Origin of the sequence: Allobosea sp. BE125 (genome assembly GCF_031456075.1) — a bacterium.
GTDB lineage: Bacteria > Pseudomonadota > Alphaproteobacteria > Rhizobiales > Beijerinckiaceae > Allobosea.
Window position 1 is genome coordinate 529538 of record NZ_JAVDTY010000001.1, and the last position, 15445, is coordinate 544982.

At 66.2% G+C, this 15445-nt stretch carries 15 protein-coding genes; 3 read left to right on the forward strand and 12 right to left on the reverse strand.

Features of this window, described 5'->3' with window-relative positions; translation table 11 throughout:
• Window positions 1-17 precede the first annotated feature (17 nt).
• Window positions 18-701: a nitroreductase gene (locus J2Y55_RS02440; protein WP_310147229.1), complete on the reverse strand. Its 684-nt coding sequence runs from the start codon at window positions 699-701 to the stop codon at window positions 18-20.
• A 115-nt stretch (window positions 702-816) separates the two neighbouring features.
• Complete coding sequence (locus tag J2Y55_RS02445) at window positions 817-2526, reverse strand: lysine--tRNA ligase (RefSeq protein ID WP_310147231.1); 1710 nt, start codon at window positions 2524-2526, stop codon at window positions 817-819.
• Window positions 2527-2693: 167 nt separating this feature from the next.
• Between J2Y55_RS02445 and J2Y55_RS02450 the strand changes: the two genes are divergently transcribed.
• Entirely contained in the window at window positions 2694-3869 is a 1176-nt protein-coding gene (locus J2Y55_RS02450; RefSeq protein WP_310147234.1) for an amidohydrolase, read from the forward strand.
• On the opposite strand, the gene J2Y55_RS02455 is transcribed toward J2Y55_RS02450, so the two are convergent.
• Complete coding sequence (locus J2Y55_RS02455) at window positions 3856-4458, reverse strand: NADPH-dependent F420 reductase (RefSeq protein ID WP_310147236.1); 603 nt, start codon at window positions 4456-4458, stop codon at window positions 3856-3858. The genes J2Y55_RS02450 and J2Y55_RS02455 overlap by 14 nt on opposite strands.
• 126 nt (window positions 4459-4584) lie before the next feature.
• Here J2Y55_RS02455 and J2Y55_RS02460 point away from each other — a divergent pair, with 126 nt between their 5' ends.
• Window positions 4585-5514: a LysR family transcriptional regulator gene (locus tag J2Y55_RS02460; RefSeq protein WP_310147237.1), complete on the forward strand. Its 930-nt coding sequence runs from the start codon at window positions 4585-4587 to the stop codon at window positions 5512-5514.
• A gap of 6 nt (window positions 5515-5520) precedes the next feature.
• Here J2Y55_RS02460 and J2Y55_RS02465 read toward each other — a convergent pair whose 3' ends face one another.
• The 9 genes from J2Y55_RS02465 to uxaC form a co-directional block, all read right to left on the reverse strand.
• On the reverse strand, window positions 5521-6351 hold the full coding sequence (locus J2Y55_RS02465) for a transporter substrate-binding domain-containing protein (RefSeq protein ID WP_310147239.1): 831 nt from the start codon (window positions 6349-6351) through the stop codon (window positions 5521-5523).
• 206 nt (window positions 6352-6557) lie between these two features.
• Complete coding sequence (locus J2Y55_RS02470) at window positions 6558-8030, reverse strand: mannitol dehydrogenase family protein (protein WP_310147241.1); 1473 nt, start codon at window positions 8028-8030, stop codon at window positions 6558-6560.
• A complete protein-coding gene (locus tag J2Y55_RS02475) occupies window positions 8027-9307 on the reverse strand; it encodes a TRAP transporter large permease (RefSeq protein ID WP_310147243.1) in 1281 nt (426 codons plus the stop codon). Before J2Y55_RS02475 ends, J2Y55_RS02470 begins: the two co-directional genes overlap by 4 nt.
• Before the next feature lie 3 nt (window positions 9308-9310).
• On the reverse strand, window positions 9311-9841 hold the full coding sequence (locus J2Y55_RS02480) for a TRAP transporter small permease (protein WP_310147245.1): 531 nt from the start codon (window positions 9839-9841) through the stop codon (window positions 9311-9313).
• Between the two features lie 179 nt (window positions 9842-10020).
• Complete coding sequence (locus J2Y55_RS02485) at window positions 10021-11004, reverse strand: TRAP transporter substrate-binding protein (RefSeq protein WP_310147248.1); 984 nt, start codon at window positions 11002-11004, stop codon at window positions 10021-10023.
• A gap of 95 nt (window positions 11005-11099) precedes the next feature.
• Window positions 11100-11441 (reverse strand): cupin domain-containing protein, encoded by a 342-nt coding sequence (locus J2Y55_RS02490; protein WP_310147250.1) that lies wholly within the window; start codon window positions 11439-11441, stop codon window positions 11100-11102.
• Window positions 11438-12202, reverse strand: a complete 765-nt coding sequence (gene kduD, locus J2Y55_RS02495; RefSeq protein WP_310147253.1) for a 2-dehydro-3-deoxy-D-gluconate 5-dehydrogenase KduD — start codon at window positions 12200-12202, stop codon at window positions 11438-11440. Before kduD ends, J2Y55_RS02490 begins: the two co-directional genes overlap by 4 nt.
• Window positions 12202-13053: a 5-dehydro-4-deoxy-D-glucuronate isomerase gene (gene kduI, locus J2Y55_RS02500; RefSeq protein ID WP_404978795.1), complete on the reverse strand. Its 852-nt coding sequence runs from the start codon at window positions 13051-13053 to the stop codon at window positions 12202-12204. Before kduI ends, kduD begins: the two co-directional genes overlap by 1 nt.
• Window positions 13050-14453, reverse strand: coding sequence for a glucuronate isomerase (uxaC, locus tag J2Y55_RS02505; RefSeq protein WP_310147255.1), 1404 nt, complete (start codon window positions 14451-14453; stop codon window positions 13050-13052). The genes kduI and uxaC overlap by 4 nt, the downstream gene beginning before the upstream one ends.
• A 153-nt stretch (window positions 14454-14606) precedes the next feature.
• Here uxaC and J2Y55_RS02510 point away from each other — a divergent pair, with 153 nt between their 5' ends.
• Window positions 14607-15368 (forward strand): GntR family transcriptional regulator, encoded by a 762-nt coding sequence (locus J2Y55_RS02510; protein ID WP_310147257.1) that lies wholly within the window; start codon window positions 14607-14609, stop codon window positions 15366-15368.
• The last annotated feature ends 77 nt before the right edge of the window (window positions 15369-15445 follow it).

A 15445-nucleotide genomic window follows, 5' to 3' on the forward strand; every position in this document is an offset into this window, starting at 1 on the left:
CCTGATAGGCACCTGCTCTAGGCGAGCCAGGTGGTGAAGGCCTCGACCGGTTCGCGCTCCGGCACGAGGGCGTTGGCGGGCGCGTCGGGATCGGCCTTGCCGATGGCGATGCCGCAGACCACCACCTCGTTCTCGGGGATAGCGAGTTCGCGCCGTACCACCGGGTGAAAGCGGGCGAAGATCGCCTGCGGGCAGGAGTTCAGCCCATGCCCCTGTGCCGCGATCAGGATGTTCTGTACGAACATGCCGAGATCGAGCCAGGAGCCGATTTCGAGATCGCGGTCGATCGTCACCATCAGCGCGACCGGCGCGTCGAAGAAACGCAAATTCGCCGCGGTCTGGCGCCTCATGCCCGCGGTATCGCCCTTCTTGACGCCGAGCAGGCCGTAGAGGTCCCAACCGACCTTGCGGCGGCGCGAGAGATAGGGCTCGCGGAAGCTCTCGGGATAGTAGCGGTACTCTTCCGCCGCCGGCAGATCCGGCGAATCCAGCGCTGCGAGCAGGGCCGCTTCCAGCCGGGTGCGGCTGCCGGGGCCGATCACCCGGACCTTCCAGGGTTGCATGTTGGTGCCGCTCGGCGCTTGCGCTGCGACCGCCAGGATACGGTGCAGGAGTGCGGGCTCGACAGGATCGGGCAGGAAGGCGCGGACGGCGCGGCGAGCGGCGATGGCGCGTTCGACGGCTTCGGCGGCGTCGGTCATTCAAGGTCCTCCCGCTGCACTGCTTTCGTCATTGCAGGAGCGATAGCGACGAAGCAATCCAGGGGCTGCGCGAGCCTTGCTGGATTGCTTCGGCTCACGCTCGCAATGACGAATGTCACCCCGCCTTGCGCGCTTCGACGAAGGCCGCGTGTTCGCTCACCAATTCGCCGGCAAGCGCTTTGGCGATCAACGCGCGGGTCTCGGGGATGCCGTAGATCGCCACAAAAGAGCCGAAGCGCGGGCCCTGATCCTCGCCGAACAGCACCTGGTAGATCGCCTTCCACCAGTCGCCGCTGACGCCGGGCCGCTCGGGCGTCGCGCCCTTGGCGGTGAGGTTCTGGTAGCGCGGAACCGCGCGGGCGACGTCGAGCGCCGTGTCCTGGACCATTTCGGCAGTGGCGTCCTTAGGCAGGGCTGCGAGCGCAGCGTCCAGCGCGAGGAAGGCCGCGCGTTCGGTCTCGTCGGCGGGGCGATAGGTCTTCGCCGGCTTCACGAAATCACGGAAATAGGCGATCGCGTAGCCGACCAGCGCGTCGAGGCGCGGATGGGTGGCAGGCGAGATCGCAGGCGAATAGCGCTGCAGGAAGCCCCAGAGCACGCCCTTGTCCTCGGAATTCGCCACCGCGACGAGGTTCATCAGCAGGCCGAAGGTGATCTGCGCCCTGGTCGCGTTCTCGCCTTCGCCGGTGGCGATGATTTCCGGCTGCGGCGGCGCGCCATTGTGGATGTGCCAGACCGGGTTGCCGAGGCGGTTCTTCCAGTCCTGCCGCTCATAGCCGCCAAGGAACTGCAGATATTCGTCGACCGCGCGCGGAATGACGTCGAAATGCAGCTTCTTGGCCTCGCGCGGACGCGAATACATGAACAGCGACAGGCTCTCGGGGCTGGCATAGGTCAACCACTCGTCGATGGTCAGGCCGTTGCCCTTCGACTTCGAGATCTTCTGGCCTTGCTCGTCGAGGAAGAGTTCGTAGTTGAAGCCCTCGGGCGGCGTTGCATCGAGCGCGCGCGTGATCGCCGAGGAGACCTTGACCGAGTCGATCAGATCCTTGCCGGCCATCTCGTAATCGATGCCGAGCGCGGTCCAGCGCATCGCCCAGTCGGGCTTCCACTGCAGCTTGACATGGCCGCCGGTGACGGGCGTGACGAAGCGCTCGCCCGTGGCCGGATCGGCCCAGGCGATGGTGCCGGCGGCGACATCGACCTCGTCGATCGGCACCTGCATGACCACGCGGGTCCTGGGGTGGATCGGCAGGAAGGGCGAGTAGGTCGCGGCGCGCTCCTCGCGCAATGTCGCGAGCATGATCTTCATCACCGCGTCGTAGCGGGCGAGGATCTTCAGCAGCGTCGCGTCGAATTCACCAGCCTTGTAGGCATCGGTCGAGGACTTGAACTCGTAATCGAAGCCGAACTGGTCGAGGAAGGCGCGCAGGCGGGCATTGTTGTGGCGCCCGAACGAGTCATGCGTGCCGAAGGGGTCGGGCACCTCGGTCAGCGGCTTGCCGAGATTGGCGGCGAGCAGCTCCTTGTTGGGCATGTTGTCGGGCACCTTGCGAAGCCCGTCCATGTCGTCGGAGAAGGCGATCAGGCGCGTGGGAACGGCATCGCCCGTCAGCACGCGGAAGGCATGGCGCACCATCGAGGTGCGCGCGACCTCACCGAAAGTGCCGATATGCGGCAGGCCGGACGGGCCATAGCCGGTCTCGAACAGCACCTCTTTCTTGCCCGATTTCTCGATCCGCGCGACGAGCTTGCGTGCTTCCTCGAACGGCCAGGCGGCCGAACGCTGGGCGGCGTCAACAAGAGCGGGGTCGAAGGCGGGCATGATCGGGGCGGTCCTCTCCAGGAATTTGAAAAATGAGCCTCGGGCTTTGGCAGATCGCCAAGGGGGGCGTCAATGCGTGTTGCTGGGACGAGGCATCCGCTGCAGCGGCTTGTCGATGCCCTGCGCCAGTATAGGCTGACGCTTGCTTCGCCCGAAAGGATACCGCCTTGGATCGTGATCTCCTGGACAAACTGACCGCATGGCGGCGCCATCTGCATGCCCATCCCGAGCTCGGCCGGTACGAGAAGGCGACGAGCGCCTTCGTGCAGGAAAGGCTGACCGAGCTCGGCGTGCCCTTCGTCACGGGTGTCGGGGGCTATGGTGTCGTGGCGACGCTGAGGCGAGGTACGTCCGATCGTTCGGTGGGGCTTCGCGCCGATATGGACGCGCTGCCGATCCAGGAGGCGAGCGATCTGCCTTATAAATCGCGCACTGCGAACGTCATGCATGCCTGTGGGCACGACGGACATACGGTCTCGCTGCTGGGCGCGGCTGCGCTCCTCGCCCGCGACGAGAGCTGGAGTGGCACGGTCCAGCTGGTCTTCCAGCCGGCGGAAGAAGGGGCGGGCGGCGCCCAGGCGATGGTCGCGGACGGGTTGTTCGAGCGTTTCCCGATGGAGCGTATCTTCGGGCTGCACAACTGGCCGGGGCTGGAAGCCGGCGCCGTTGCCGTGCACCATGGCCCGGTGATGTCGGAGCCCGGCCGTTTCCAGGTCACACTCAAGGGCACGGCAGGCCATGCGGCGAAGCCCGACCTGACGCGCGATCCGATCATCGCGATGGGGCATCTTCTCGTCGCGCTGCAGACTATCGTGGCCCGCAATGTCGACCCGATGGATTCAGCGGTCGTCTCCGTCGGCCAGATCCATGGCGGACTTGCGCCGAACCAGATCCCGACCAGCGTCTGGATCGACGGAACCTACCGGACCTTCAAGCCCGCCGTACGTGAGCGTGTGATGGCGCGCATCCGCGGCATCTCCGAGAACATCGCTGCCACCTTCGAGATGGAGGCCGTGGTCGAATTTTCGACCGGCGGTCTCGCCACCATCAATACGCCTCTGGAGGAAGAAATGGCGGCGAGCGCTGCCAAGTCGGCCGGGTTGACCTTGCGCCGCGACATTCCGGCCAGCACCACCGGCGAGGATTTTTCCTGGATGCTCAAGGAGCGGCCCGGTGCCTATGTCTGGGTCGGCAACGGCCCGGCTAGGGATGGCGGCGAATTGCACAATGATCGCTACGACTTCAACGACGCCATCCTGCCGGCGACGGCAGGATGGCTGGCGGCAGTAGCGCGCCAGGCGCTGGAGGGCGAGCTCTCCAACGCGCCGGTCAGTCGAATTTGACCAGATTGTGGATCGGTAGCGGGCCGCCGGGGAACTGGGCGAGGTGCGCGCCGAGCGCGAGCGGGCCGAGATCGATGCCGAAGAAGCCGAGGCTGTCGATCAGGGCGGCGACCTCTGCCTTGGCCTTGGCGTCGTCGCCGGAATAGAACAGCACGCGCCGGCCGCCCTCGGCCTTGGGATCTGCTTCCAGCTGTTTCGCTATGAGATGGTTGAAGGCTTTGACCAGCCGCGCGCCCGGGACGAGATCGGCGACGATCTCGCTGGAGAGGCGTCCGTTCAGCTCAGCCGGCTTGAACAACGGCGCCTCGATCGGGTTATTGGCGTCGATCACGATGCGGCTGTTCCAGTCCGGTAGGCCGGCGAGCGCGCCAGGCAGCTTCGACCAATTGACCGCGATGAGGACGATATCGGCCTGCGCGGCTTCCTCGCGCGTGCCGGCTTTGATGGTGGGCCCGAGTTCCGCAACGAGCCCTGCGAGAGAGGCCGGGCCGCGGCTGTTGGCGATGGTGGCCTTGAGGCCGTTCCGGGCGAGGGTCCTGGCGAAGGCCTGGCCGATATGGCCTGCGCCGATGATGCCGATGGTGGTCATGGGAAAAGCTCCGTTCTGTTGGTGGAGCCGATATCGCCTGTTTCATTCTCCTGGATTAGCCGGGAATGGCTGGAATTATTTTCAAGCATATGTTGAAACTTGGCGCCAGATGTTGAAAAAGACCAGATGGAGACGCTCGCCAATCTCGAATCCTTCGTCCGCAGCGCGGAGACGCTGAGCTTCTCGGAGGCTGCGCGGCGATTGTCGCTGACGCCGGCTGCGGTGAGCCGCAATGTCGCGATGCTGGAGCGTAATCTCGGTGTCAGGCTGTTCCAGCGCTCGACGCGCAAGCTGACGCTGACGGAAGCCGGCGAGAGCTTCCTGCTGGGGATCGGCGACAATCTCGAGGCGCTCCAGGCGGCCATCTCCGGCGTGGTGCAGGAAGGCGGGGAGCCGGCGGGTGTGCTCAAGGTCAGCCTCAGCCCAACCTTCGGGATAGACCATATCCTGCCGCTGCTGCCGGCTTTCCTGGCGCGTTATCCCCGCATCCGGCTGGACTGGCGTTTCGAGAACCGGCCGGTCGATCTGATCGCGGAAGGATTTGATGCGGCGATCGGCGCTGCGTTCGCATTGTCTCCCGGCGTGGTCGCGCGGGCGCTGGCTCCGGCCCATATCATCGCGGTGGCGTCACCTGCCTATCTCACTGGGCGGGCCTGGCCCACGGACCCCTCCGATCTCGCCGGGCTGGACGGGATCGTGATGCGCTCGGCTCGCACGGGCCGCCCGCGGCACTGGACGATGCGCAACGCAGCCGGGGTCGAGATGGCGACCGCGCAGCCGGAGACGATCGTGCTGAACGATCCCAGCGCGATGTGCCGCGCGGCGCAGTTCGGCCTCGGCGTCACATTGGTCGCGGTGCCCGATGTGCTGGCGGCCCTGGAGAGCGGCGCGCTGGTCCGGCTCGTGCCGCACTGGTATGCCGATGCCGGTTCGATCTCGCTCTATTACGCCAGTCGCACGCTGCTGCCGGCGAAGACCCGCGCCTTCGTCGATTTCGTCACCGAGGCGTTCAGGCGCGAGCGGCTGGCGGAGCGGTTCGCGGGGAGCTTGGGGTAGAGCCTTTCAGAACGGGCTCACCGGGAAGAACCGGAGATAGAGCCTTGCATAGGTGCCGTCGTCCCAGAGCGATTGCAGCGCGTAGTCAAGGCCGCGCTTCAGGGCGAGGTCGTCCTTGCGGGTGAGGAAGCCGACGCCCTCGCCGAAATAGCGGCTTTCCAGAAAAGGGCTGCCGGTGAAGGCGAGCTCGCCGCCGCCGGTCCCGGCCAGCAACAGCGAGAGCGCGACGCCGTCGGCGAAGACGAACTCGGCCTCGCCGCTGCGCAGCGCCGCGATCGCGCCGGCAAGCGTGCCGGTTTCGCGGCGCTGCACGAAGGGCAGGAGCCGCTCGAGGAAGGCCTGGTGCGCGGTCCCGCCGACGACCGCGACGCGCTTGCCCTGAAGCGTGCGCGGATCGAGATCGGCCCGGGCATTGCCACGCGTGGTGACGAGGCGGGCGGTGCTGCGGAAATAGAGATGGCTGGCGGCGAAGCGGCTGCGCAGCGGCGGGGTGAGGTTGAGTGCTGCAGCCAGAACGTCGCCACGTCCCTCAGCCAGTGAATCGAGCAGGGTGTCGAAGCGGCGCGCCTGTACCGCGCAGGTCCAGCCGAGCTTTTCGCAGGCGGCGCGCGCAAGCTCGACCGAGAAGCCGGTCAGCGTGCCGTCGGCCGCCGAGAAATGCAGCGGCGGATAGTCGTCGTCTGTGAGGAAGCGGACGATGCGGGGTGGACCGGGTTCGGGCCGGTCGAGCCTGATGCGCTGATCCCAGAAATTGGGCACGACGACGCGCGATTGCGCCGCCGCCTGGCCTGCGGCCAATGTCGAGACGGCAAGAGCGAGGATGGCGAACAGGCGCATCATCGGCACATCTGGCGCGAGCTTGGCGGCGCGAGCAAGGGGCCTGTGATCGCCTGCTACATTCTGACCCAACCGCGCCGTCATTCCGGACAAGCCGCGAAAGCGGCGCAGATCCGGAATCCATCGTAGAGTTCAGCGCCCTCCGATGGATTCCAGGACGACCTTCGGTCGCCCGGAATGACGGTGGGGTTCCTCCAGCGAACTGGTTATGAAGCGAGTGCGGCCGCGGTCGCCCTGGCTCCATGCTCGAACAGTTTCGCCAGCTGTGTTTCCACTGCCCGTGTGAAGGCGGCTTCGCGCGGCAGGTCCGTGCCGAAGATGCTCTCGATCCCGAGCAATGCCCCGCTCAGAGCCTTTGCGTCGCGGCCGGCCGAAGCGGCGCGCTTGGCGAATTCGGCGGAGAGCGGGTCGCGCACGTCGATCGCGCCGCCCTTTTCGTCGGTGCCGGTGACGTAACGCATCCAGGCTGCGACGCCCAGCGCGAGATGGTCGATCGTGGCGCCGGCCTTCAGCCGGTCGCGGATCGTGCCGAGCAGGCGCTGCGGCAGCTTCTGCGAGCCGTCCATGGCGATCTGCCAGGTGCGGTGGCGTATCGCCGGATTCTGGAAGCGGGCGAGCAGGGCCGAGGCGTAATCGGCGAGCACGACGCCTTCCGGCGCGGGCACGGTCGGGATGACCTCGCTCCAGAGGCCCTGCAGGAAGCGGGCGAGGACTGCATCGCCGCTGGCTTGCGCCACCGTGTCATGGCCGGCGAGATAGCCGAGATAGGCCAGGCTCGAATGCGCGCCGTTGAGCATGCGCAGCTTCATGAACTCGAAAGGCGCGACCTCCGAGACGAGCTGCGCGCCGACCTCGCCCCAGGCCGGGCGGCCGATAGTGAAGACATCTTCGATCGCCCATTGCCGGAAGGGCTCGCCGATGACGGGGGCGGCGTCGTGCAATCCGAGCAGGCTCTCGACCTCCGCGATGTCGGCCTCGGTGGTCGCAGGCACGATGCGGTCGACCATCGTCGAGGGGAAGGCCCCGTTGGCCTCGATCCATCGGGCGAGCGTGTCGTCGCGCAAGGCGGCGAAGTCGCGGATGAGGCCGCGCAGCACCTTGCCATTATGGGGAAGGTTGTCGCAGCTCATCGCGGTGAAGGGAGCAAGGCCTTCCGCCTTGCGGATCGCAAGTGCGGCGGTGATCAGGCCGATCGCCGAGCGTGGTGCATCGGGATGGTCGAGATCATGCAGGATGTCGGGATGGTCTTCCCGGAGCCGGCCGGTCGCGGGATCGTGGCAATAGCCCTTCTCGGTGATCGTCAGCGAGACGATGCGGGTCTCGGCGGCGGCCATGCGGGCGATGAGGGTGGCAGGATTCTCGGGCGCGACGAGCACGTCGAGGACGGAGCCGATGACACGCAGCTCCGGGCCAGCCGGCGCGCGCTTCAAGAAGCTGTAGAGCCCATCCTGCGGTTTCAGCCGGTCGCGCTGGTCGGGCCGCTGCAGGCTGGCTCCAACAATGCCCCAGGCGCCGAAATCCCGCTCGAGCGCGTCTTCGGTGTATTCGGCGAGATGGGCACGGGCGAAGGCGCCCAGGCCCAAATGGACGATGCCGGGCTTGAGCTGCGAGCGCTCATAGGCCGGGCGGCGAATGCTCGCGGACAGGCCGGCGAGGCTTGTGGTCGTCAGTCTCGTCAACGGAATACACTCGGCAGCCAGAGGGACACGCTGGGCACATAAGTGACCAGCATCAGCACGGCAATGCTCGCGCCGTAGAAGGGCCAGATCGTTTTCATCGACTGCCCGATGGAGATGCGTCCGATGGCGCAGGCGACGAACTGCACCGAACCGACAGGCGGGGTGTTCAGGCCGATGCCGGCATTGAGGATCAGGATCACGCCGAAATGGACGGGGTCGACGCCGAAGGCCTTGACCACCGGCAGGAAGATCGGCGTGCAGATGATGATCATCGGCGCCATGTCCATGAAGGTGCCGAGCACCAGCAGGATGAGATTGATCATCAGCAGGACGACGATGGGATTATCGGAGACTGCCTTCATCGCGCCGATCGTCGCCTGCGGCACCTGCAGGAAGGCCATCAGCCAGCCGAAGGAGCCGGCGGTGCCGATCACGAGCAGCACCATCGCGGTGGTGCGCACGGCGCCCAGCGTCGCCTCGACGAAGCCGGTCCAGCTGAGCTGCCGGTAGACCAGCACGGTGACGAGGAGCGCGTAGACCACGGCGACGCAGGAGGACTCCGTCGCGGTGAAGACGCCCGAGCGCACTCCGCCGAAGATGATGCCGATCAGCAGGATGCCCGGCAGCGCCAGCACGACATAGCGGCCGACCGCCCTGAAGCCCGGAAAGGCTTCGGCGGGATAGCCGCGGCGGACCGCCACCGCCCAGGCCGTCACCATCAGCGCCAGGCACAGCATCAGGCCCGGGATGACGCCGGCGGTGAAGAGGTCGGCGATCGAGAGATTGCCGCCCGCCGAGAGCGCATAGATGATCATGTTGTGCGAGGGCGGGATCAGAAGCGCGATGATCGCGGCGTTGGCCGTGACGTTCACCGCATAGTCTGCGTCATAGCCGCGCTTGACCATTTGCGGGATCATCAGCCCGCCGATGGCGGAGGCGTCAGCCACCGCCGAGCCTGAAATGCCCCCGAAAAGCGTGCAGGTGACGACATTGACCTGGCCCAGGCCGCCGCGCAGATGGCCGACCATGCTGGAGGCCATCTGGACGAGCTTCTCGGCGATGCCGCCGCGGATCATCAGGTCGCCCGCGAAGATGAAGAACGGGATCGCCATCATGGCGAAGGCGCCCATCCCCGAACTCATCTGCTGGAACACCACCACCGGCGGCAGGCCCATATAGACGACCGTGGCGAGCGAGGCGATGCCGAGACTGAAGGCAACCGGCGTGCCGACGAGCAGGAAGAGGCTGAAGACGCCGAACAGGATCCAGAGTTCCACGGGTCACTCCTGCGCAGCGGCGAAATGGGAAAAGCCGATCGAAGCGCGACGCTCGCCGGTCAGGAACAGCATCAATTTCTCGAAGGAAAAGATCGCGATCAGCGCCCCGCCGGCTGCGATCGGGACATAGTCCCAGCCGCGCGAGATGCCGATGATCGGCATGCGGTCGCTCCAGGTGCCGGCAGCGAGCTGCCAGCCATAGCCGAGCATGGCCAGCCCGAAGAGCAGCACGGTGACCTCGGTCAGGATGATCAGCGCCTTGCGCAGCAATGGCGGCGACATGGCGAGCCCGACCTCAAAACCGAGATGATCGCTTTCGCGCACGCCGACGGCCGAACCGAGCAGAATGAACCAGGCCATCAGGAACAGAGAGCCGGCCTCGACCCAGATCGGCGTGTCGTTCAGCACGTAGCGGCCGAAGACGCCCCAGGCGACCATCACGGTCATCAGGACGAGCCCGACGCCCGCGAGCAGGAGCGCGGCGATGCAGAGCTTGGCTCCCAGGCGCGTCAGGACTTGTGTGAAGGCGTGCATCGGGGCTCCGGGCGTCTGTTTCGACGGGCAGGCTGGATCGTCATGGCGAGCGAAGCGAAGCAATCCAGGAGAGCTCACTCGACGGCCCCTAGACCGCTTCGTCGCTTCGGCTTCCCGCAATGGCGGGTTTTGCGTCCGATCCGGAGACCGGACGCCAGGACTTACTTAACCACGTGGCCTCACTTCACCGCCTGGATCGCCGCGACCATGTCCTTCAGCTTCGCGTCGGTGACGAACTTGTCGTAGACCGGCTTCATCGCGTCGATGAAGGGCTGCTTCTCCAGCGCGTTCACCTGGGCGCCGCCAGCTTTCACCTTGGCTTCCGATTCCTTCTCGCGCGCATCCCAGAGCTCGCGCATCTTGAGGACGGAGTCCTTGGCGGCGACCCGGATCAGCTTCTGGTCCTCGGGCGAGAACTTGGCGAAGCTGCGCTTCGACATCACCAGAACCTCAGGCGAGAGCGAGTGTTCGGTGATGGAGTAGAATTTCGAGACCTCGAAATGCCGCGTCGATTCATAAGACGGCCAGTTGTTCTCGGCTCCGTCGATGACGCCGGTCTGGAGCGCCGAATAGACTTCGCCGAAGGGCATCGGCGTGGCGTTGGCGCCGAGTGCCGAGACCAGGGCGACGAACATGTCCGACTGCTGGACGCGGATCTTCATGCCCTTCATGTCGGCGGGCGCCTTGATGGCGCGCTTGGAGTTGTAGAAGGAGCGCGAGCCGGAATCGTAGAAGGCGAGCCCAACCAGGTCGTGCTTGTCGAATTCGGAGAGCAGATTGTCGCCGATCGGCCCGTCCATGACCTTCCGCATGTGGTCGACGGAGCGGAAGATGAAGGGCAGCGATGGCACATTGGTCGCCGGGATCAGATTGTTGAACGGCGCCATGTTGATGCGGTTCAGGTCGATCACGCCGAAGCGGGTCTGGTCGATCGTGTCCTTCTCCTGGCCAAGCTGGGCGGAGTGAAAGACGTTGATCTTGATGCGGCCATTGCTGCGCTGATCGAGCAGCTGGCCCATATATTTGACCGCTTCGATCGTCGGATAGCCGTCGGGGTGGATGTCGGTCGAGCGCAGGGTGACGTTCTGGGCGCTTGCGGTGCCGGTGACGGCGGCGAACATGGCCGCGCCGGCCAAGGCCGCGAAGGTGCGTTTGGTCAACATTGTCGGTGTCCTCTCCCAATTGTCTTGCGCCGGTTTTTCCCGGTCGTTCTTGCCCGTGATGGGCGGCCAGCCGGCCCCTGCCGGTCAGGCGAAGATCAAAGAAACTCCTCCCGCATCGGCGTGAAGGAATCGACGAGCTGGCCGGCCTCGACCGCGACGACACCGTGGACGAGATCGGCAGGCACGAAGAATGTGTCACCGGTGATCAGGCGCTCGGTCCGGCCGTCGATGGTGACGTCGAAGACGCCGCTTTCGACGTAGGACGCCTGCCGATGCGGATGGCTGTGCGCCTTGCCGACCGCGCCGGCGTCAAAAACGACGCGCACGACCATCAGATCGGGGCCATAGGCCATGATCTTGCGCTTCACGCCGGGTTCGGTCGGCTCCCAGGCCAGGGTGGCCTCGTGCTGGAAGAAGGAGTTGAGACGGTTCGTCATCGCGCCAGCCAGCCTCCGTCGACGGGAAGGATCGCGCCATGCATGTAGGCCGCCGCATCGCTCGCCAGAAACACGGCGGCGCCGCCGATATCCGAGGGCTGGCCCCAGCGCGCGGCGGGAATGCGGGCAAGGATCGCCGTGCTGCGCTCCGGGTCGGCCCGCAGGGCTTGGGTGTTGTTGGTCTCGATATAGCCGGGCGCGATCGCGTTGACGTTGATGCCCTTGGCCGCCCATTCGCAGGCGAGCAGCTTGGTCAGCCCGGCAAGCCCGCTCTTGCTAGCAGTGTAGGAGGCGACGCGGATGCCGCCCTGGAAGGAGAGCAGCGAGGCGATATTGACGATGCGGGCTCCGCGGCCGGCGGCAAGAGCCGCCTTGGCGAAGGCCTGGCTGAGGAAGAATGCCGCCTTGAGGTTGACGTTCATCACCTCGTCCCAATCGGCCTCGCTGAAATCGAGGGCGTCGGCGCGGCGGATGATGCCGGCATTGTTGACGAGGATGTCGAGCGGGCCGGCCGTGGCCACCGCGCTTGCGATCGCCTCGGCCGCGCTGCCGGGCTGCTGCAGATCGAGTTGAAGCGGTATCGCGCTTGCGCCCGCCGCCTCGATCAGCCCCAGCGTCTCGCTCATATCCGAGCGTCCTGCCGCGACGATCGTCGCGCCGGCCTCAGCCAGCGCCAGCGCGATGCCCTGGCCGATGCCGGTATTGGCGCCGGTGACCAGCGCTGTGCGGCCTTCGAGCGAGAAGGGCGAGCCGCGGGCCATCAGCGCAGCGTCTCCACGGGCGCCGGATCCATGTCGGTGAACTCGACATTGTCGCCGGCCATGGCCCAGACGAAGGCGTAGTTCGAGGTGCCGCAGCCGCAATGGATCGACCAGTTCGGCGAGATCACCGCCTGTTCATTGGCGACCAGGATATGTCGGGTCTCGGTCGGCTCGCCCATGAAATGGAAGACGCGGTGGGCGGGGTCGAGGTTGAAGTAGAGATAAGCCTCCATGCGCCTGGTATGGGTGTGGCAAGGCATGGAGTTCCAGACCGAGCCGGGCTCCAGCGCCGTCATGCCCATCACCAATTGGTTGGTGCCGGTGGTGTTGGGCATGATGTATTGCCGGATGGTGCGCTTGTTGGACGTCTCGGCCGAGCCGAGATGGATGGTGTTGGCGTCGCTCTTCCGGATCAGCTGGTGCGGCGCTTCCCGGTGCGCCGGGGCGCTGGTCAGGTAGAATTTCGCCGGGTTGGCGGCGTCCGCGCTGACGAAGGAGACCTCCTTCGCGCCGAGCCCGACATAGAGCGCGTCGAGAATGGGGATGTCGAAGCGCTGGCCGTCGACGGTGACGCTGCCTGCGCCGCCGAGATTGATCACGCCGAGTTCGCGCCGCGCCAGGAAGAAGGGCGTGCCCGTCGGCGCGAAGGGCTCGAGCGTCAGCGGCTTGGCAGCGGGCGTCGCGCCGCCGACGATCATGCGGTCGTAATGGCTGTAGGTCAGCGTGACCTCGCCGGGCACGAAGATGCGCTCGATCAGGAAGTCGTCGCGCAGGGTCTGCGTCTCATAGCGCTTCACGTCGCGCGGATGGGCGGCCTGGCGCTCGTCGATCGTTTTCGTCGCGGAGGTCACAGCTTGTAGGCCTCCTTGGCCAGGCGGTAGGCGAGGTCATGGGCGACTTCTGCGGCCTCGTCCTCGTCGAGCCGGTGCTCGGCGACGAGCTTGGCGAGGTAGGTGCAGTCGCAGCGGCGGGCGACGTCGTGGCGCGCCGGAATCGAGAGATAGGCGCGGGTGTCGTCGTTGAAGCCAACGGTGTTGTAGAAGCCGGCGGTCTCGGTGGTCAGCTCGCGGAAGCGCAGCATGGCCTCGGGCGCATCGAGGAACCACCAGCCAGGTCCGAGCTTCAGCGCCGGGTAATGCCCTGCCAGCGGCGCGAGCTCGCGCGAATAGCTGGTCTCGTCGAGGGTGAAGGCGATGACGGTGAGGTTGGGCTCGTTGCCGACAGCATCGAGCAGCGGCTTCAGCGCCGTGACATAGTCGGTCTGGCGCGGAATGTCAGCGCCCATATCGCGGCCGAACTCCTCGAACAGGCTGGCGTTGTGGTTGCGGAAGGAGCCGGGGTGGATCTGCAGGACGAGCCCGTCATCGAGGCTCATCTTGGCCATCTCGGTCAGCATCTGGCCGCGGAAGAGGTCGGCATCCTCGGCCGAGGCCTTGCCCTTGGCGACCTTGGCGAAGAGCTTCTCGGCTTCGGCCTGCGAGAGGTTTGCGGTGCGGGCCGTGGCATGGCCATGGTCCGAGGAGGTCGCGCCGCGCTCCTTGAAATAGGCCCGGCGCTTGCGATGCGCCTCGAGATAGCCGGTCCAGGCGAAGACGTCCTCGCCGGTCAATTCGCCAAGGCTGGTGAGGTTCTCGGCAAAGCCCTCGAATTCGGGATCGACGACGCTGTCAGGCCTGTAGGCGGTGACGACCTTGCCGCCCCAGCCGGAGGCGCGGATCATGTCGTGCCATTTCAGATCGTCGAGCGCGCCTTCGGTCGTCGAGATCGCCTCGATGTTGAAGCGTTCGAACAGGGCACGCGGCCTGAACTCCGGCTGCTCGAGCTTCCCGGCGATGATGTCGTAGATCGCGTCGGCATTGGCGGGGGTAAGCCGCTCGTTGACGCCGAAGATGCTGGAGACGGCGTGCTCGAACCACAGCCGCGTCGGCGTGCCGCGGAAGAGATGCCAGTGGCTGGCGAAGAGCTTCCAGATGGCGCGCGGATCGCTCTTGGCCGGCTTGCCGCCCTTGCGGGTGATGCCGAGCTGCTCCAGCCGGACGCCTTGCGAATAGAGCATGCGGAAGATGTAATGGTCCGGCTTGACGAAGAGAGTCGCAGGATCGGGAAAGGCCTTGTTCTCGGCGAACCAGCGCGGATCGGTGTGGCCATGCGGCGAGATGATCGGCAGATCGCGAATGCCCGCATAGAGCCGCCGCGCGATGCCGCGCGTCACCGGATCGGCAGGAAAGAGGCGATCATCGTGCAACAACATCAAGCAAGACTCCAGGACGCGCCGGCCGGTGCAAGCCGAGCAGCGTCGGATAGATATACTAATATACTAGCGTGTCAAACCACGCCATGCTATCGCGATTGAACGCTGCGGCACGATTGCTGCGGCTTGGTGCCAAGGGGAGTTTCGCCGAGCGTGGATGAGACGAGGGCGATGTCGGAGATGGCGAGTGCGCGGGACGCGGCGGTCGATCTCGTGCGCCGGGAGCGCCGGCCGATGCGCGGTGCCGGGACATCCTCCGGCCGCTCGACGGCGGCCTCGCTGGTGCAGGATGAGATGCGGCGCGCCATTCTGGCCATGCAGATCGCGCCGGGTGCGGCTCTCGTCGAGAAAGAGCTGACGGCCCGTTTCGGCATCAGCCGCACGCCGGTGCGCGAGGCGCTGATCAAGCTGAAGGAGGAGGGGCTGGTCGAGGTCTTTCCGCAGGCCGGCACCTTTGTGGCGCGGATCCCGATCGAGGCGATTCCGGAAGCCGTGTTCATCCGGCAGGCGCTTGAATGCGCCACCGTCGACCTCGTGGCCGGCATCGCGACGCCGGAGATCGTGGCGCGGCTCGATGCGGTGATTGCGCGCCAGCATGAGGCCTTCGACGAGGGCGACCAGGAACGCTTCCACCTGTTCGACGAGGCTTTCCACGAGACAATCGCGGTCTGTGCCGGCTACCCCGGCATCTGGAAGCTGGCGCATGCTGCCAAGAGTCAGATCGACCGCTGCCGGCGCATGACGCTGCCGGTGCCGGGCCGGATGGAGATGGTGATCCGCGAGCATCTCTCGATCGTCGATGCGGTGCGGCGCAAGGACGGCCCGGCGGCGCAGGCGGCGATGCGCAAGCATCTCGGTACATTGCTGCCGGACCTCGTCCATCTGCGCGCGACGCATCCCGACTATTTCGTCTGACCGCCCTGCGCGGCGCGGAGCTTGCTAGAGGCGGGGATGACGCGCGACGCTGGCGTCGCCTGTCGCAGCCGAATCCA